We start from the raw sequence: 16842 nt of genomic DNA, 5'->3' as shown, positions 1-16842 counted from the left end.
GTCCGCGAGGCCGACGACTTCATCGGCAGCCGCTCGTACGTGATCGGTCAGGCCGCCCGCACCCGGCTCGCCTCGGCGAAGAACTCCCTCGCCACGGCCGAGGCCACGGTCGGTCCGGCCGCGTTCCCCGCCGCCGACCGGGCGCTCAACCTCGCCCGCGAGGCGCTGCGGCTCGCCCAGGACGACGCCTCACGGCCGCAGTACACCGGCCGCTACGGAGGCCCGTACGGCCCCTACGGGCGCGGCGGGCGCGGCGGTTCCGGCACCGGCGCCCTCGTCGGCGGCATGATCGCGGGCGCCCTCATCCAGGGCATGACGCGCGGCGCCGGGTCCAGCTTCGGCTCGGGCTCCAGCTGGGGCGGCGGCCTCGGGGGCGGCGGTGGATTCGGCAGGGGCTTCGGGGGCGGCGGATTCTCCGGCGGCGGAGCGGGCGGCTGGGGCGGCGGAGGTGCGGGCGGGCGGTTCTGACCGCGCTGTCGGACCCGCTGGCTACCCTCTCTGTTCATGACACGTCGGCGGAAAGTGCTCATCGCGGTGTTCGTGGTCCTCGTCCTCCTGGTCGGCGCCGTGGTCGCGGCCGGCGTGTACTTCCGCCCCCTGCTGCTCACCGGCACCGGATACGCCGCGCACAACGCGTGCGCCCTGCACTTCCTCGTCGGGCGCGAGGACCACGAGTCCGACCTGCCGCCCAACCCGCTCGTGCCCTACCTGCGCACGGCGATCGACGACGAGGCCGGGACCGCCACCGCCTCCGTGCTCGGGATCGGCTTCCGGCAGACCGCGCACGTCTCCGAGCACGGCTGCGCCCTCGGTGGCCGCGCCGCGGGAGCCGAGAGCGCTGAGCCGCCCCCGCCGCTGCGCGAGGACGGCGGCCCGGGCGTCCGGCTCGCCGAGGCGACCGACGTCCCGGACGAGGTCTCCGCGACCCTCGAGGAGACCGCGGCGCACGAGGGGACGCGGGGCCTCGTCGTCGTCCATCGCGGCGAGATCCTCGACGAGTGGTACGCCGACGGTTTCGGCCCCGACACCCGCCAGCTCGGCTGGTCCATGGCCAAGAGCGTGGCCTCCACGCTCGTCGGGCGTGCGCAGCTCGAATTCCCCGACGCCGACCTCGACCCGGCCACCACCGCGCTCCGCCCCGAGTGGACCGACGAGCGGGCGCGGATCTCACTCGACCACCTGCTGCGCATGACCTCCGGCCTCGAGTGGGACGAGGAGTACGACCTCGGCACCCCGGTCACCCGGATGCTCTACCTCGAGCCGGACATGGCCGACTACGCCGCGTCCCAGCGGCCCGCCCACAACCCGGGTGAGTACCGCCAGTACTCCTCCGGCACCACCAACATCCTCTGCGACCTCCTGCACGAGCGGACCGGGATGGGACCCGAGATGGCCGAGGAGTTGCTGTTCCGCCCGCTCGGCATGCGCAGCGCCGTCCTCGAGGCCGACGCGTCCGGCGGGTCGGTGTGCAGCTCGTACCTGTGGGCGAGTCCCCGGGACTGGGCGCGGTTCGGTCAGTTCGTGATGGACGACGGCGAGGTGGACGGACAGCGGCTCCTTCCAGAGGGGTGGATGGACTACGCGACCACGGGCGTCGCGGCCGGCGGCGAACCCGAGCCCTACGGCGCCCAGTGGTGGCTCAACCAGGCCGGTGACGGTGGCCCGCTCCGGTTCGACCGGATGCCGGCCGATGCCTACTGGGCGTCCGGTCACGACGGGCAGTACGTCGTGGTGGTCCCCTCGGCCGATCTCGTAGTGGTGCGCACGGGATTCACCCCCGGCTCAAGCCTCGACGAGGTGGGCGTGGACCGGCTGGTCGGCGAGGTCGCACGCGCGGTCGGCTGACCGACGGGTGCCCGCCTCGGTCGGTCGCCGCGCCCGCCGAATGGCAGCCGCGGATCCCGGGGTCAGCCCCAGGCGGCCTGGATGCCGGCGCTCGCGCGGTCGACACGCTCGAGGCGGCTCTCGGTGTACAGGGCGATCTGATCGACGATGACCCGCATGCGCGCAGCGTCGTCGGGGGCCGCGTCCCACAGCGGCCGCAGCACCGGATCGAGTCCCGCCGGCGCGGACTGCGCCAGGAACTCCGCGACCCGGTGGATCCGGTCGCGCTGCCGGTCCTGCCTCAGGCGGTGCCCCGGATCGCTCATCACGTAGCGGACGGCCATCGTCTTGAGCATGACGACCTCGGCCTCGACCTCGACCGGCACCTCGAGATCGGCACTGTAGCGACCGTGCGGCTTCGCGCCGTGCACCTCGCGGGTCGCATGGATGGCGGGCATGACGAAGCGGCCGACCAGCTCGCTGGTGAGGGCCTTGAGCGCGACGAACCCGGCGAAGCTCTCGTCGAACGGCTGCACCGCACGGACCACCTCGAGCGAACCCAGGCGCCCGGCGGCCTGCTCCAACTGGTCGGTGTCCGGGCCGCGGAACTCGGCCGCGCCCAGCTCGGCGAGCGCGGCGACCTCCGACCGGTCCGTCAGCGATCGCAGGTCCAGTCGGCCGGCGACGATCGCGTCCTCCACGTCGTGCACCGAGTAGGCCACGTCGTCGGAGAAGTCCATGATCTGAGCCTCCAGGCACCGGGTGTCCCCGGGCGCGCCCTGCCGGATCCACGCGAGGGTGTCGGCGTCGTCGGGGTAGGCACCGAACTTCCGCGTCCCCTCCCGCGGCAGCCACGGGTACTTGGTGGCCGCGTCGAGGGCGGCGCGGGTGAGGTTCAGCCCCACCCCGCGACCGTCCCCGTCGACGACCTTGGGCTCGAGCCGGGACAGGATCCGCACGGTCTGCGCGTTGCCCTCGTAACCGCCGAAGGAGCGGGCGACCTCGTCCAGAGCACGCTCGCCGTTGTGGCCGTAGGGGGGATGGCCGATGTCGTGACTCAGACCCGCGAGGTCCGCCAGGTCCGGGTCGCAGCCCAGACCTGCGGCGATGCTGCGCGAGATCTGCGCCACCTCGAGCGAATGGGTGAGCCGGGTGCGCGGGGTGTCCCCGTCACCGGGGCCCACCACCTGGGTCTTGTCGGCGAGTCGTCGCAGTGCAGCCGAGTGCAGGACGCGGGCGCGGTCGCGGTCGAACGGACTGCGCTCACTGGCCTTGCCCCGGGCGCGTCCCGCCCCCTCGTCCACGCGCCGCTCGGCGTCCGCCGCCTCGTACGCGTAACCCGTCATGCCCGTCCCCTCCGGGCGTCGCCGCCCCCGTCGTCCCCGGGTCGCCGGCTCATCCCGGGAAGTCCACATCGCTACCGACGATCCGGTGGTACTGGTACCAGAGCACCGCGCCGGTCTCCCGGATGATGCTCATGATCTGGTTCTCGCGGGTCCACACCGCCGGCCCGTGCCGGGTCGGTGAGGTCCACGCGTCCAGTCCGGCATCGCGGGCCATCATCCGCGAGCGGTACGAGTGCGTGGGGTCGCTGACCAACACCACCGACTGTCCGCCCTGGTCACGCACCGTCTGCGCCACGGCGTCCAGGCTGCCCTCGGTGTTCGTTCCGGTCTCCACCGCCAGGACGGCCTCGGGGGGCACGCCCAGCCGGGTCAGATAGGCCCGGCCGGACCCGGCCTCGGTGTACAGGTCACCGGGCTGACCACCGCCGACCGTGATGATCTGCGGCGCGACCCCCTCGTCGTACAGCAGGGCCGCGTGTTCGAGTCGCGCCTGGAACACCGGGGTCGGTACGCCGTTGTACTGGGCGGCCCCCAGCACGACGATCGCGTCCGCCGGCGTGCGGTCATCGATCCGCGCGACGTGCCAGACGCGGAACGCGATGAACCCGGGGATGACCAGGCACAACAGCAGTGCGATGGTCAGGACCCAGCTGACGGCCCTGGACACCGCGCGGAGCGGGGACCCGGAACTTCTCACCCGACCAGTGTGCCAGGGGCGCCCGTCAGCACCCGATCAGGCGCTGGGCGAGGTACCCCTCCACCTGGTCGATGGCCACGCGTTCCTGCGCCATGGTGTCGCGCTCGCGGATCGTGACGGCCTGGTCCTCGAGCGTGTCGAAGTCCACGGTGATGCAGAACGGGGTGCCGATCTCGTCGTGGCGACGGTAGCGTCGGCCGATCGCCTGCGCATCGTCGAAGTCCACGTTCCAGTTCTTCCGCAGCTGGGCCGCCAGGTCTCGGGCCTTGGGAGACAGGTCGGCGTTGCGGGACAGCGGCAGCACCGCGGCTTTGATCGGCGCGAGCCGGCGGTCCAGCTTGAGCACCGTGCGGGTGTCCACGCCGCCCTTGGCGTTGGGGGCCTCGTCCTCGGTGTAGGCGTCGATGAGGAACGCCATGAGCGACCGGGTCAGACCGAAGCTCGGCTCGATGACGTAGGGCACGTACTTCTCGCCCGAGGCCTGGTCGAAGTACTGCAGATCCTCACCGGAGTGGGTCTGGTGCTGGGTCAGGTCGTAGTCGGTGCGGTTGGCGACGCCCATGAGTTCGCCCCACTCGTTGCCGGAGAACCCGAACTTGTACTCGAAGTCGATGGTGCCCGCCGAGTAGTGCGCGCGCTCGTCGTCGGGGACGTCGAAGCGGCGCATGTTCTCCGGGTCGATGCCCAGGTCGACGAACCAGTCCCAGCAGTCCTCGACCCAGCGCTTGAACCACTCGTCGGCCTCATCGGGCTTGACGAAGAACTCGATCTCCATCTGCTCGAACTCGCGGGTGCGGAAGATGAAGTTGCCGGGGGTGATCTCGTTGCGGAACGCCTTGCCGATCTGACCGATGCCGAACGGCGGCTTACGCCGGGCCGTGGTCATGACGTTCTTGTAGTTGATGAAGATGCCCTGCGCGGTCTCCGGACGCAGGTAGTGCAGGCCGGTCTCGTTGTCCACGGGGCCGAGGTACGTCTTCATCAGGCCGGAGAACAGCTGCGGATCGGTCCACTGCCCCTTGGTGCCGCAGTTGGGGCACGCGATCTCGGTCATCGGGGCGTCGGCCACCGAGTCGAGCTTCTTTTTGGCGGCGTACGCCTCCTGCAGGTGGTCCTGACGCAGGCGGGTGTGGCAGTTGCGGCACTCCACGAGCGGATCCGTGAAGGTCTCGACGTGGCCCGAGGCCTGCCACACCTGGCGGGGCAGGATGATCGAGGAGTCCAAGCCCACGACGTCCTCGCGGCCCGTGACGAACGTGCGCCACCACTGCTTCTTGATGTTGTCCTTGAGCTCCACGCCCAGGGGGCCGTAGTCCCACGCCGAGCGCGTCCCGCCGTAGATCTCGCCACACTGGTACACCAGTCCCCGGCGCTTGCAGAGATTGACGACGGTGTCGATGACGGACGCTGAGGATGCCACGTCGGGGGTTCTCCCTCTGATGAGTCGGTTGGCGGAGGTGTCGGGGTGGACCACCTCGGCGCGGGCCTGCGCCCGGGCACTTCTCACCAGGGTATCCGGTCGACCCCACGGGTCTGGGATACTGGGGTCCCCTACCCGACACGGCGCCGGCGGCGACCGAGTACGACCTCGAGCCCGGAAGGTGGAGACGATGGCACCCGGACCCCGATCGACCGGTCCCCAACCGGTCGCGGACGTCCACGACTCCGACCACAGGGCCGTCCCGGTCCCCCTCCCGCCCGACCGTGTGGTGTCCGCGGCGGGGGAGCTCCTGCGGGCCCTGTCCGCGCCGCTGCGCATCGCGATCGTCCTGCAGCTGCGGGAGGGGCCGCGGTGCGTCCACGAACTCGTCGACGCTCTGGGGGTCGCCCAGCCACTGGTGAGCCAGCACCTGCGTGTGCTCAAGTCCTCGGGCGTGGTCTCGTCCCACCGGCAGGGACGCGAGATGCGCTACGAGCTGCTCGACGGGCACATGCTCAACATCGTCGAGGCGGCCGTCGGGCACGCCGGGGAGCAGTAGGGCCATGACCTCTTCCCGCAGGCCCATCGGCGTGCGCTCCACCCGACAGCGCAGCGCGATCTCGGGTCTCCTCGACGAGTCCAAAGGTTTCCGTTCAGCGCAGGACCTGCACGCCGAGCTGCGCGATCGAGGCGACACGATCGGGCTCACCACCGTGTACCGGACCCTGCAGTCGATGGCCGACGCCGGCGCCGTCGACGTGTTGCGCACCGACTCCGGAGAGCTGATCTTCCGCAAGTGCTCCGACTCGCACCACCATCACCTGGTGTGCCGGATCTGTGGGTTCACCGTGGAGGTCGAGGAACCGGGGGTCGAGGTGTGGGCGCACCGCGCGGGCCGGGCCCACGGGTTCACCGAAGTCAGTCACACGGTCGAGCTGTTCGGCGTCTGCGCACGGTGCGCCGAGGCCGGGGCCGAGCCCACCGCCGACTGAGCCGCCGCAGGCCCGCCCGGCCACAGCCGCCCGCCGCCATGTCGTCTGGCGCGTACCGATGCGCAGGCGAGACGCCATGCCCGCGCGCGGCTGTCTCCCGGGCGTACATCCGTAGGCGCGAGACGCCATCCGCGGGAGCGGCTGCGCGGCATGCCCACGCGCGAGACGCCAGGCTCGAGAGCGAGACGCCATCCCCAGGAGCGGCTGCGCGGAACCCGCCCGAGCGAGACGCCAAGTTCAGGAGCGAAACGCCATCCCAGGAAGCGAGACGCCAGCCCCGGGGGCGGCTGCGTGGCATGCGCGGCCTGGCGGCGGGAGTACGAGCCTCCGCCGTCAGGCCGGGGCGACGCCGCCGAAGCGCCGGTCGCGTTCCGCGTACTCCAGGCAGGCCGCCCACAGGTCTCGGCGATCGAAGTCCGGGAACAAGGTGTCCTGGAAGACGAACTCGGCGTACGCGCTCTGCCACAGCAGGAAATTCGACGTGCGCAGCTCCCCCGACGGGCGCAGGAACAGGTCGACGTCCGGCATGTCGGGCTCGTCGAGGAAGTCGGCGAAGTTCTCCTCGGTGATGTCGTCGGGCCCCAGCTCGCCGGCGGCCACACGGCGGGCGATGTCGCGCGCGGCGTCGACGATCTCGGCCCGGCCGCCGTAGTTCACGCACATGGCCAGGGTCATGACCGTGTTGTCGCGGGTGAGCTCTTCCGCCTCCTCGAGCTCTTTGATGACCGACCCCCACAGCCGCGGTCGCCGGCCGGCCCACCGCACGCGCACCCCGAGGGCGTGCATCTCGTCGCGACGTCGCCGCAGGACGTCGCGGTTGAAGCCCATGAGGAACCGCACCTCCTCCGGGCTGCGCTTCCAGTTCTCGGTGGAGAACGCGTACGCGGACAGGTACGGGATGCCCATCTCGATGCACCCCTGGACCACGTCCATCAGTACGGCCTCGCCGCGCTTGTGCCCCTCGGTGCGGGGCAGACCGCGCTCCTGCGCCCAGCGCCCGTTGCCGTCCATGACCAGCGCGACGTGGCCGGGCACGAACTCGGCGGGGATGGCCGGCGGCCGCGCCCCCGACGGATGCGGGGTCGGCGGCCGGACCGTGGCCGCCTGCGGCGCGGAACGCTTACGGAATCTGGGTAGTCCGGGCACGGGGCTCCTCAACGGGGATGACGGGGGCGGAATCGGCGGGCCGGGCCGCATCGACGGGCCAGGCCGCATCGACGGGCCGAGCGGAATCAGGACGAGCGGCGACGACTCCGTCGACATCCGCGCCGATCAGCCCGCGGTCGACCAGCGGCAGGCTGCGCAGGTCGCGCTCGAGATGCCACTGCAGGTGCGCGGCCGCGATGCCGGAGGCCTGCCGGACGACCGCGGGCGAGGACAGCCCGACGGCGTCCCACCGCCCCGCCAGCAGCGCGGACAGGTGCTCGGCGACGCCCGGCGAGAGCATTGCACACCCCTGCGGCCGGCAGTGCACGCACACGGTGCCGCCGGACGCGACGTGGAACGCCCGGTGCGGGCCGACGGCCCCGCAGCGCACGCAGCAGTCCAGGACGGGTTTCCAGCCGGAGGCGGCCATGGCGCGCAGGAGGAACGCGTCGGCGACCAGCCCCGGCGTGCGGCGGTGCTCGGCGAGGGAGCGCAGGGCGCCGACGGCGAGGCCGAGCAACCGCGGAGTGGGAGCACCCTCCTCGCCGGCCAGGCGTTCAGCGGTCTCCAGCACCACACAGCCGGACGTGTACGCGGGGTAGTCCGCGACGAGCGGACGGGCGAGGGACTCGCGGCTGGTGGCCTGGCGGACCGTCCCCAGCCCGCTGCTGCCGCGTCCCGGGGCGATCTGCACCTCCACCACCGCGAACGGCTCGAGGCTGGCGCCCATGCGGGAGCGGGTGCGCCGTACGGCGCGGGCCACGGCGCGGACGAGGCCGTGACGTTCGGTCAGCAGGGTGACGATGCGGTCGGCCTCGCCCAGGTCGTAGGTGCGCACGACGAGGCCCGTGTCGGTGAAGGGATGCACCCGGGCCTCCTTCCGTGTCGTTCGCCCGCGCCGTAGTGTTCGCCCGCGCCGTATCGATCACCCGCACGACCACGCGGAACGACGCGCATCGCACGGCTCGGTGTCCATTGTCCCACTGGCGGGCTAGAAGCCCAGGCGCCCCAGCATCTTGGGATCGCGCTGCCACTCCTTGAGGACCTTGACATGCAGGTCGAGGTACACCTTGGTACCGAGGAGCTGCTCGATGCCGGCGCGGGCGCGGGTGCCCACCTCGCGCATGCGGGACCCGCCCTTGCCGAGCACGATCGACTTCTGGCTCTGCCGCTCGACGTAGACGATGGCGTGGACGTCCACCATGTCGTCACGGCCCTCGTGCGGCAGGACCTCCTCGATGGTCACCGCGATCGAGTGCGGCAGCTCATCGCGCACGCCCTCGAGGGCCGCCTCGCGGATGAGCTCGGCCATGCGGGTCTCGTCGGACTCCTCGGTCACCACGTCGTCCGGGTAGAACTGCGGCCCCTCGGGCAGCAGTGAGGCGATGACGTCCGCCACCACGTCGACCTGCTCACCCGACGCGGCCGAGACCGGCACGACCTCGGAGTCCGGCCCGAGGAGCTCGGAGACGGCGACGAGCTGCTCCATGACCTTCTGCTTGGAGACCGTGTCGATCTTGGTCACCAGCCCCAGGAGCGGCGTGGTCGGGCACAGTTTGCGGACCTGTTCGAGGATCCAGCGGTCGCCGGGGCCGATCCGCTCGCCGGCGGGGATGCACAGGCCGATGAGATCGACGTCGGAGTAGGTGTCCTCGACCAGCGCGTTGAGCCGTTCCCCGAGCAGTGTGCGCGGGCGGTGCAGGCCCGGGGTGTCGACGAGGATGATCTGCGCGTCGGGCCGGTGGACGATGCCGCGGATGGCGTGCCGCGTGGTCTGGGGTTTGGCGGAGGTGATGGCGATCTTCTCGCCCACCAGCGCGTTGGTCAGGGTGGACTTGCCCGTGTTGGGCCGGCCCACGAAACTGACGAACCCGCTGCGGTAGTTCTCGGGAGTACTCATCGATTGTCCTCGCGCCGGGGATGGTCGTCGGTGTCGTCGTCATCGGTCTCAGTGGGCGTGGCCACCACGGTGACCACCTTCACCCGCCCGCGTCGGTCGTGGCCGCCCTCGGCCCGCAGGTCGAGACCGCTGGAGACGATGTGCGCCCCGGGCAGGGGGACGCGGCCGAGCTCGAGGGCGAGCAGCCCGCCGACGGTCTCGACCTCCTCGGACACCTCGTCGGGGAACTCGATGTCGAACAGGTCCGCGACCTCGTCGAGCCCGAGCCGGGCGGACAGCCGGTAGCGGCCGTCGCCCAGGTCCTCGACGGGCGGGACCTCGGTGGTGTCGTACTCGTCGACGATCTCGCCGACGATCTCCTCGAGGATGTCCTCGATCGACACGAGTCCGGCGGTGCCGCCGTACTCGTCGACGAGGATCGCCAGGTGATTGTGGTCGCGCTGCATCTCGGCCAGCAGGTCGTCGATCCGCTTGGCGTCGGGCACGAACACCGCCGGGCGCATCACCTCGGCGACGGGGGCGGCGCGCCCGTCGGGGTCGTCGAGGCGGGCCACGATGTCGCGGAGGTAGACCACGCCCACCACGTTGTCGGAGTTGTCCCCGTCGACCACGGGGATGCGGGAGTAGCCGGACTTGACGGTGAGCCGCGCGGCCTGGCCGACGGTCTTGTCGGACTCGATCCACACCATCTCGGTGCGGGGGGTCATGACCTCGCGGGCGGTCGTGTCTCCCAGTTCGAAGACCGACTGGATCATGCGGGACTCGTCGTCGGCCACGACGCCGCGCTCGCGGGCCATGTCGACGATCTCGAGCAGCTCGATCTCGGAGGCGAAGGGCCCGTTGCGGAAACCGCCGCCGGGGGTGACGGCGTTGCCGAGGCCGACCAGCAGGGTCGCGACGGGGCCCAGGACGACCCCGGTCACGGTCAGCGGCGTCGACGCGCCCAGGGCGAGCGTGTAGGCGTGCTGGCGCCCGAGGGTGCGGGGCCCGACCCCGGCGACGATGTACGCGGCGACGGTGGTCACGACGACCGCGGTGACCAGGGCCCAGGCGCGGGAGTCGATGAGCTCGTCGAACACCACGGTGAACAGCACGGCGGCGCCGATGAGGCTGAGCATGTGCAGCAGGACGGCGACGTTGATGTACCGCGGGCGGGCGTCGAGCATCCTGGCCAGACGGGCAGCGCCGTAGCGGTTCTCCTTGGCCATCTCCTCGACGCGCGCCACGGAGACCGTGCTCAGGGCGGCGTCGAGGGCGGCGAACAGGCCGGCGACGGGGATGAGCACCACGGCCGCGATGGCCGTGTAGATGGTGGCGTCCACGTCTCAGGCGTCCACTCTCGGGGACTCGTCGCGGTGGTCGTACCACTCGCCCAAGAGCTCGTTCTGCAGGCCGAACATCTCGCGCTCCTCGGCGGGCTCGGCGTGGTCGTAGCCCAGCAGGTGCAGGCACCCGTGGACCGTGAGCAGGGCGAGCTCGTGCGCGAGCGGGTGACCGGAGCTGGCGGCCTGGTCGGCGGCGAACGCCGGGCACAGGACGATGTCGCCGAGCATGGCGGGGCCGGGCTCGGGCAGGTCGGGGCGGCCGCCGGGGGTGAGCTCGTCCATGGGGAAGCTCATCACGTCGGTGGGGCCGGGCAGGTTCATCCACGTGACGTGGAGGTCGGCCATGGTGTCCTTGTCGACGAGCGTGATCGACAGTTCGGCGGCCGGGTGCACGTCCATCCGGGCGATCACGAACGCGGCCACGTCGATGAGCTCGGCCTCGTCGACCTCCACGCCCGACTCGTTGGCGACCTCGATACTCATCGTCGGCGCTGCTCCCTGTTCCTGTGTGCGGTGGTGGGTCGGTCGCCCCGTTCGAGGCGGGCTTCGTGCTTGGCGTAGGCGTCGACGATCCGGCCGACGAGGGCGTGCCGGATCACGTCGCGGGACGTGAGCTCGGAGAAGTGGATGTCGTCGACGCCGGAGAGGATGTCGCGCACGACCTTGAGGCCGGAGCGCTGCCCGCCGGGCAGGTCGATCTGGGTGATGTCGCCGGTGACGACGATCTTGGAGCCGAAGCCCAGGCGGGTGAGGAACATCTTCATCTGCTCGGGCGTGGTGTTCTGCGCCTCGTCGAGGATGATGAACGAGTCGTTGAGCGTGCGGCCGCGCATGTACGCCAGCGGCGCCACCTCGATCACCCCGGCCGCCATGAGCTTGGGGATCGCCTCGGGGTCCATCATGTCGTGCAGCGAGTCGTACAGCGGCCGCAGGTACGGGTCGATCTTCTCGTGCAGGGTGCCGGGCAGGTAGCCCAACCGCTCTCCCGCCTCGACCGCGGGCCGGGTGAGGATGATGCGACTGACCTCCTTGGCGCGTAGCGCGGCGACGGCCTTGGCCATGGCGAGGTAGGTCTTGCCGGTACCGGCGGGTCCGAGGCCGAACACGATGGTGTGGTCGTCGATCGCGTCGACGTAGCGCTTCTGCCCCAGCGTCTTGGGCCGGATCATGCCGCCGCGGCGGGACAGCACGTCGGTACCGAGGACCTCCTCGGGCGTGAGCGGTCCGGAGTCGGCGAGGATCTCCACCGAGCGCCGCACGGACGCCGGGGTGATCTCCATTCCCCTGCGCGCCTGCCGCAGCAGGTCGGACACGACGCGGGAGGCGCGGTCGACGTCGGGCGGCTCCCCGGAGATGGTCATGGTGCCGCCGCGTACGTGCAGGTCGGCGGCGAGCAGGTCCTCGAGGGCGCGGAGGTTGGCGTCGGCGGCGCCGAGCACCGCCATCGCCAGGTCGGGGTCGAGTTGGACCGCCGTGCGGGCGGGGGTGTCGCCGGGGTCGCGCTGGTCGCCGCCGGTGGGGGCGCCGGGGTCGGGGACTGCGTCGTTTCCTGGGGTGCTTACGTGGATCACTTCCCGTGTCGTGGTGCGGTTGGGTCGAGTGTAGACCGCGCGGCCGCCCATCTCGGGGTGAGAACGCCGAGTGCGGCCAACGCCACCGTCGCGGCGGTCGAGGTCCGGAGGACCTCGGGGCCCAGGACGACCGGGCGGGCGCCGGCGGCGGTGAGGCCGTCGAGTTCGGCGTCGGAGACCCCGCCCTCGGGGCCGACGACGACGAGGACCCGCTCCCCCGTCGGTCCCGCCGTCACCGCGTCGGCGAACCCGGCGGCGCCCTCCTCGTGCAGGACGAGTGCGCTGGCCCCGCCCTCGACCTCGGCGGCGACGAGGGCGGCGAGCGCGGTGGAGTCGACGAGGTCGCCGATCTCCGGCTCCCAGGCCCGGCGGGACTGTTTGGCGGCGGCCCGGGCGGCGTTGGTCCACTTGGTGCGGCCCTTGTCCACCTTGGGGCCGGTCCACCGGCTCACGCAGCGGTCCGCCTGCCACGGCACGATTCGGTCGGCGCCGGCCTCCGTGGCGAGTTCGACGGCCAGTTCCGACCGCTCGGACTTCGGCAGGGCCTGGACGACGGTGACCTCCGGTGTCGGGCGTGGCACGTCGACCCGGGTGACGACCTCGGCCTCGACGCGGCCGGAGCTCGTCGTCGTCACCACACAGTCCGCCACCGCGCCCCGGCCGTCACCGACCCGGATCGCCTCCCCCGGGCGGACCCGCAGCGCCGATCCGGCGTGCCGGCCCTCGGGGCCGTCGAGCACGACCGTCTCGCCGACTGCGGGGACGGTGTCGGCGCGGAACAGGGAGGGGGTCACGGGCGGCTCGGTATCCGGGGTTCTCGGGTGTCGTGTCTCGGCGGCTCAGTGCCCGGCGACGGCGTCGCGCAGGCGGGAGAACAGGCCACCGCGGCGGGCGGTGTCCTCGTTGACGACCTCGGCCGAGTCACCATCGAGGCGGCGCAGCTGCTCCACGAGGTCGCGGCGCTTGCGGTCCAGCCTCTCCGGGATGACGACCTCCATGTGAACCGTCAGGTCACCCGCGCCACCACCGCGGACGCGGGGCATGCCGCGCCCGGTGAGGGTGACGGTGTGGCCGGGCTGCGTGCCGGCCGGGATCTCGATCTGCAGGGGTTCGCCCACCACCGTCTCGAGCTCGACCTCGCCGCCGAGCATGGCGTCGACCACCGGCACGCGGACCGTGCAGTGCAGGTCCTCGCCGTCGCGGACGAACACCGGGTGGGTGCGCTCGTTGACCTCGATGTAGAGGTCGCCGGCCGGCCCGCCGCCGGGGCCGACCTCGCCCTGCCCCGCCAGGCGGATGCGCATGCCGCCGCCGACGCCGGCGGGGATCTTGGCCGAGACGGTGCGGCGCTTGCGGACGCGGCCCTGGCCGGTGCACTCACCACACGGGTCGGTGATGATCTCGCCCGTACCCGCGCAGGTCGGGCAGGGGCGACTGGTCATGATGTTGCCCAGGAGCGATCGCTGGACGGACTGGATCTCACCCTGGCCCTGGCACATCCCGCAGGTGGCCGGCGGCTTGTCGCTGGCCGAGCCCTTGCCATGGCACGTCTCGCACAGCACGGCGGTGTCGACCTGGATCTCCTTGGTGACGCCGGTGGCGCACTCGTCCAGGCCGAGGGTGACGCGGATGAGTGCGTCGGAACCGGGCTGGACGCGACTGCGGGGGCCGCGTCCACCGCCTCCGGCCCCGCCGCCGAAGAACGCCTCGAAGACGTCGCCGAGTCCGCCGCTGCCGAAGCCCCCGCCGAAACCGCCGCCGTAGCCACCGCCACCGCCGGACGAGTCGAGCGGGTCGCCGCCCATGTCGACGATGCGGCGCTTCTCCGGGTCGGTGAGGACCTCGTAGATCGCGGTGATCTCGCTGAACTTCTCACGCGCCTCGTCCGACGGGTTGACGTCGGGGTGGAGCTCGCGGGCGAGCTTGCGGTAGGCGCGCTTGATCTCGGACTCCGAGGCGCCCCTATCGACCCCGAGGGTCCCGTAGTAGTCGCGTGACACGTGTGGCCTTTCGTCGTGAGGAAGTTCTGGTTGCCGGGAGGCAGCGTACGGGCGTCAGCGCCCGGTGAGGAGCTCGCCCACGTAGTGGGCAACAGCGGCGACCGAGGCGATTGTTCCCGGGTAGTCCATCCGAGTGGGTCCGAGCACCCCCATCCCGCCGAACGTCTGCCCCTCCGCGCCGTACTGCGAGGACACCACCGAGGCACCGCGGATCTCGGCGGCCTGGGTCTCCTCGCCGATCTGCACGGTCACCCCGCCGGGGCCGCCCCGGCCCACGGAGTGCGCGGCGGTGAGCAGTCGCAGGATCACCACCTGCTCCTCGAGGGCCTCGAGGACCGAGCGCAGGGAGCCGTCGAAGTCGGCGGCGCTGCGGGTGAGGTTGGCGGTGCCGCCCAGGACGATGCGGTCGTCGGGGTGCTCGACGAGCGTCTCCACCAGTACGGTCACGCAGCGCTCCACGGCGTCGCGGTATTCGGGCCGGGCACGCTCGCCGGTCGCGGCCAGGGCGTCCGAGGCGTCGGACAGGCGCTTGTCGGCGACGGCCTCGGACAGCAGGCCGCGCAGCTCGGCGAGGTGCTCGTCGGTGAGCGGGGCGGCCAGCTCGACCGTCCGCTGGTCGACACGGCCGGTGTCGGTGATGAGGACCAGCAGCAGGCGCGTGGGGGTCAGGCTCACCACCTCGAGGTGGCGCACCGTCGAGCGGCCGAGGACCGGGTACTGCACGACGGCGACCTGTCGCGTGAGCTGGGAGAGCAGGCGTGCGGCGCGCCGGAGCACGTCGTCGAGGTCGACCGCGCCCTCGAGGAACGCCCGGATCGCCCGCTTCTCGGCCCGCGAGAGCGGGGTGATCTCCTCGATCGAGTCGACGAAGTGACGGTAGCCCTTCTCCGTGGGCACGCGCCCCGAGCTGGTGTGGGGTTGGACGATGAACCCCTCGGCCTCGAGCACCGCCATGTCGTTGCGGATGGTCGCGCTGGACACGCCCAGCGAATGGCGGTCGACGAGGGCCTTGGACCCGACCGGTTCGTGGGAGGCGATGTAGTCGGAGACGATCGCGCGCAGGACCTCGGTCCTACGATCGGCCGTACTCGACATACCCGCTCCTCCCTGTGCCCGTTGTTCTGCCGATTCTATGCCAGTTCCTGCACTGATGGCCCAGTCGGCGGCGTCACACGAGCACGTCGCGGACGACGCCGTCGGCGAGCAGACGGCCCGCCTCGGTCAGCGCGTAACCGGGGCCGGCGGGATCGTCGGCCGCCCGGCGGCGCAACAGCCCGGCCGCCACGCGCTCGTCGGCGCGGGCGCGCTCGTCCGCGGTGAAGGCCTCGTCGCCGAGCCCCTCCGCAAGGCGGAGGCCGGTCATGATCCGCTCGATGTGGCGGTCGGAGTCGTCGAGCAGTTCCCCGCCGTCGACGGGGAGTCGACCGGCGTCGCACTCGGCGGCGTAGCGCGCGGGGTGCTTGACGTTCCACCACCGGGCCCCGGCGACGTGGGAGTGGGCACCCGGACCGACGCCCCACCAGTCGCCGCCGCGCCAGTAGCCCATGTTGTGGCGGCAGTACGCCGAGGAGTCGGTGGCGAAGTTGGAGACCTCGTACCAGTGGAACCCCGCCCGGGCGAGGCGGTCGGCCACCTGCTCGTATCGGTCGGCGAGCACGTCGTCGACGGTGCCCGGCATCTCGCCCCGGCGGATCCGGCGGGCCAGGGCGGTGCCGTCCTCGACGATCAGCGAGTACGCGGAGACGTGGTCGACCCCGGCGCCGACCACCGCGTCGAGGGTCCGCGCGAGGTCGTCGTCGGTCTCCCCCGGCGTGCCGTAGATGACGTCGAGATTGACGTGCTCGAACCCCGCCTGCAGGGCCTCGGCGACCGCCTCCTGCGGCCGACCGGGGGTGTGGGCCCGGTCGAGGACGCGCAGGACGTGCGGGGCGGTGGACTGCATGCCCAGCGAGATGCGTGTGAACCCACCCTCGCGCAGGCGTGCGAAGAACTCGGGGGACGTGGACTCGGGGTTGCTCTCCGTGGTGACCTCCGCGCCGGGGGCCAGGCCGAAGGCGGCGTCGATGCGCGCGAGGAGGCCGACGAGGACGTCCGCGCCGACCAGCGACGGGGTGCCGCCGCCGATGAAGACGGTGTCGACCTCCGGGGCCGCGCCGGCGGAGGACAGCGCCTGCGCGGCCCTCTCGATCTCGATCGCGGCAGCGCGTTCCCAGTCGACGGGTGAGGTCGCCGATCCGAGCTCGCCGGCGGTGTAGGTGTTGAAGTCGCAGTAGCCGCACCGGGTGGAGCAGAACGGCACATGGAGGTAGATGCCGAAGGGCGCCTCAGGGTCGCGGGCCGGTGGCGTCGCCGCCAGGTCGGCCGGGTCGTGTGGCGCGATCGTCACATCTGACCGGTCTCGGTGTCCGATCCGGTCTCACCTCCTGTCGTGCCCGGGGTGGGCGGCGTCTCGATCGGCGGGGTCGTCGTCACCGAGAGCTCGTCGTCGTCAAGGACTGTAACCGCAGGCGCGCCGTACGTCGGTGTCCGGGAGGCGTCGTCGGGGGTGCCCGGCCCCGCGGGGGCGTCCGGCACGGCGGTCGGCCGATCGGGGCCGGGGTCGCCGTCGGGCGTGGTCGCCG

General features: G+C 72.0%; 16 protein-coding genes and 2 pseudogenes. 4 read left to right on the top strand and 14 right to left on the bottom strand.

Annotated elements, in window-relative coordinates; all coding sequences use genetic code 11:
• Together HMPREF3086_RS19065 and HMPREF3086_RS13415 are read left to right on the top strand one after the other, a co-directional pair.
• Window positions 1–468 (top strand): annotated as a pseudogene (locus HMPREF3086_RS19065) (TPM domain-containing protein); the annotation flags it as partial.
• A gap of 36 nt (window positions 469–504) precedes the next feature.
• Entirely contained in the window at window positions 505–1845 is a 1341-nt protein-coding gene (locus tag HMPREF3086_RS13415; protein WP_070722373.1) for a serine hydrolase domain-containing protein, read from the top strand.
• Window positions 1846–1907: 62 nt separating this feature from the next.
• Here the strand turns inward: HMPREF3086_RS13415 and HMPREF3086_RS13410 are convergent, their stop codons facing one another.
• Genes HMPREF3086_RS13410 through HMPREF3086_RS13400 form a run of 3 tightly spaced genes read right to left on the bottom strand, consistent with a single transcriptional unit; the run spans window position 1908 to window position 5287 of the window.
• Window positions 1908–3170 (bottom strand): deoxyguanosinetriphosphate triphosphohydrolase, encoded by a 1263-nt coding sequence (locus HMPREF3086_RS13410; protein WP_061913735.1) that lies wholly within the window; start codon window positions 3168–3170, stop codon window positions 1908–1910.
• A gap of 49 nt (window positions 3171–3219) precedes the next feature.
• Entirely contained in the window at window positions 3220–3837 is a 618-nt protein-coding gene (locus HMPREF3086_RS13405) for a YdcF family protein (protein WP_063974057.1), read from the bottom strand.
• 55 nt (window positions 3838–3892) lie between these two features.
• On the bottom strand, window positions 3893–5287 hold the full coding sequence (locus HMPREF3086_RS13400) for a glycine--tRNA ligase (protein WP_061913756.1): 1395 nt from the start codon (window positions 5285–5287) through the stop codon (window positions 3893–3895).
• A 190-nt stretch (window positions 5288–5477) separates the two neighbouring features.
• Between HMPREF3086_RS13400 and HMPREF3086_RS13395 the strand changes: the two genes are divergently transcribed.
• Together HMPREF3086_RS13395 and HMPREF3086_RS13390 are read left to right on the top strand one after the other, a co-directional pair.
• Window positions 5478–5846, top strand: coding sequence for an ArsR/SmtB family transcription factor (locus tag HMPREF3086_RS13395; RefSeq protein ID WP_043565829.1), 369 nt, complete (start codon window positions 5478–5480; stop codon window positions 5844–5846).
• 4 nt (window positions 5847–5850) lie between these two features.
• On the top strand, window positions 5851–6279 hold the full coding sequence (locus HMPREF3086_RS13390) for a Fur family transcriptional regulator (RefSeq protein ID WP_061913731.1): 429 nt from the start codon (window positions 5851–5853) through the stop codon (window positions 6277–6279).
• A gap of 333 nt (window positions 6280–6612) precedes the next feature.
• Here the strand turns inward: HMPREF3086_RS13390 and HMPREF3086_RS13385 are convergent, their stop codons facing one another.
• The 11 genes and pseudogenes from HMPREF3086_RS13385 to HMPREF3086_RS19060 form a co-directional block, all read right to left on the bottom strand.
• Window positions 6613–7425, bottom strand: coding sequence for an isoprenyl transferase (locus tag HMPREF3086_RS13385; protein WP_061913729.1), 813 nt, complete (start codon window positions 7423–7425; stop codon window positions 6613–6615).
• Window positions 7400–8293, bottom strand: coding sequence for a DNA repair protein RecO (gene recO, locus HMPREF3086_RS13380; RefSeq protein WP_070722371.1), 894 nt, complete (start codon window positions 8291–8293; stop codon window positions 7400–7402). The genes HMPREF3086_RS13385 and recO overlap by 26 nt, the downstream gene beginning before the upstream one ends.
• Window positions 8294–8416: 123 nt before the next feature.
• Window positions 8417–9325 carry a GTPase Era gene (era, locus tag HMPREF3086_RS13375; protein WP_070722370.1) on the bottom strand — a complete coding sequence of 303 codons (909 nt, stop codon included), beginning with the start codon at window positions 9323–9325 and terminating at the stop codon, window positions 8417–8419.
• The gene (locus HMPREF3086_RS13370) at window positions 9322–10647 is read right to left on the bottom strand and encodes a hemolysin family protein (protein ID WP_070722368.1); all 1326 of its coding nucleotides are present in this window, start codon (window positions 10645–10647) and stop codon (window positions 9322–9324) included. The genes era and HMPREF3086_RS13370 overlap by 4 nt, the downstream gene beginning before the upstream one ends.
• A gap of 3 nt (window positions 10648–10650) precedes the next feature.
• Window positions 10651–11133: an rRNA maturation RNase YbeY gene (gene ybeY, locus HMPREF3086_RS13365; protein ID WP_007626431.1), complete on the bottom strand. Its 483-nt coding sequence runs from the start codon at window positions 11131–11133 to the stop codon at window positions 10651–10653.
• Window positions 11130–12221 carry a PhoH family protein gene (locus HMPREF3086_RS13360; protein WP_070722365.1) on the bottom strand — a complete coding sequence of 364 codons (1092 nt, stop codon included), beginning with the start codon at window positions 12219–12221 and terminating at the stop codon, window positions 11130–11132. Before HMPREF3086_RS13360 ends, ybeY begins: the two co-directional genes overlap by 4 nt.
• Window positions 12218–13015, bottom strand: a complete 798-nt coding sequence (locus HMPREF3086_RS13355; RefSeq protein ID WP_070722363.1) for a 16S rRNA (uracil(1498)-N(3))-methyltransferase — start codon at window positions 13013–13015, stop codon at window positions 12218–12220. The genes HMPREF3086_RS13360 and HMPREF3086_RS13355 overlap by 4 nt, the downstream gene beginning before the upstream one ends.
• Before the next feature lie 45 nt (window positions 13016–13060).
• The gene (gene dnaJ, locus HMPREF3086_RS13350) at window positions 13061–14221 is read right to left on the bottom strand and encodes a molecular chaperone DnaJ (protein ID WP_070722362.1); all 1161 of its coding nucleotides are present in this window, start codon (window positions 14219–14221) and stop codon (window positions 13061–13063) included.
• Window positions 14222–14275: 54 nt separating this feature from the next.
• Window positions 14276–15316 (bottom strand): heat-inducible transcriptional repressor HrcA, encoded by a 1041-nt coding sequence (hrcA, locus tag HMPREF3086_RS13345; RefSeq protein ID WP_063974049.1) that lies wholly within the window; start codon window positions 15314–15316, stop codon window positions 14276–14278.
• Window positions 15317–15389: 73 nt separating this feature from the next.
• Window positions 15390–16601, bottom strand: a complete 1212-nt coding sequence (gene hemW, locus HMPREF3086_RS13340; protein WP_070722375.1) for a radical SAM family heme chaperone HemW — start codon at window positions 16599–16601, stop codon at window positions 15390–15392.
• A 2-nt stretch (window positions 16602–16603) separates the two neighbouring features.
• Window positions 16604–16842 (bottom strand): annotated as a pseudogene (locus tag HMPREF3086_RS19060) (hypothetical protein); the annotation flags it as partial.

Source organism: Dietzia sp. HMSC21D01 (assembly GCF_001815995.1).
Lineage (GTDB): Bacteria > Actinomycetota > Actinomycetes > Mycobacteriales > Mycobacteriaceae > Dietzia > Dietzia cinnamea.
This window is presented reverse-complemented; position numbering and strand designations above follow the sequence as displayed.

Excerpts from the sequence above, each read along its gene's own strand:
- HMPREF3086_RS13415 (WP_070722373.1), top strand. The coding sequence starts at position 505 with ATGACACGTCGGCGGAAAGTGCTCATCGCGGTGTTCGTGGTCCTCGTC.
- HMPREF3086_RS13410 (WP_061913735.1), bottom strand. The coding sequence starts at position 3,170 with ATGACGGGTTACGCGTACGAGGCGGCGGACGCCGAGCGGCGCGTGGAC.
- HMPREF3086_RS13395 (WP_043565829.1), top strand. The coding sequence starts at position 5,478 with ATGGCACCCGGACCCCGATCGACCGGTCCCCAACCGGTCGCGGACGTC.
- HMPREF3086_RS13390 (WP_061913731.1), top strand. The coding sequence starts at position 5,851 with ATGACCTCTTCCCGCAGGCCCATCGGCGTGCGCTCCACCCGACAGCGC.
- era (WP_070722370.1), bottom strand. The coding sequence starts at position 9,325 with ATGAGTACTCCCGAGAACTACCGCAGCGGGTTCGTCAGTTTCGTGGGC.
- ybeY (WP_007626431.1), bottom strand. The coding sequence starts at position 11,133 with ATGAGTATCGAGGTCGCCAACGAGTCGGGCGTGGAGGTCGACGAGGCC.
- hrcA (WP_063974049.1), bottom strand. The coding sequence starts at position 15,316 with ATGTCGAGTACGGCCGATCGTAGGACCGAGGTCCTGCGCGCGATCGTC.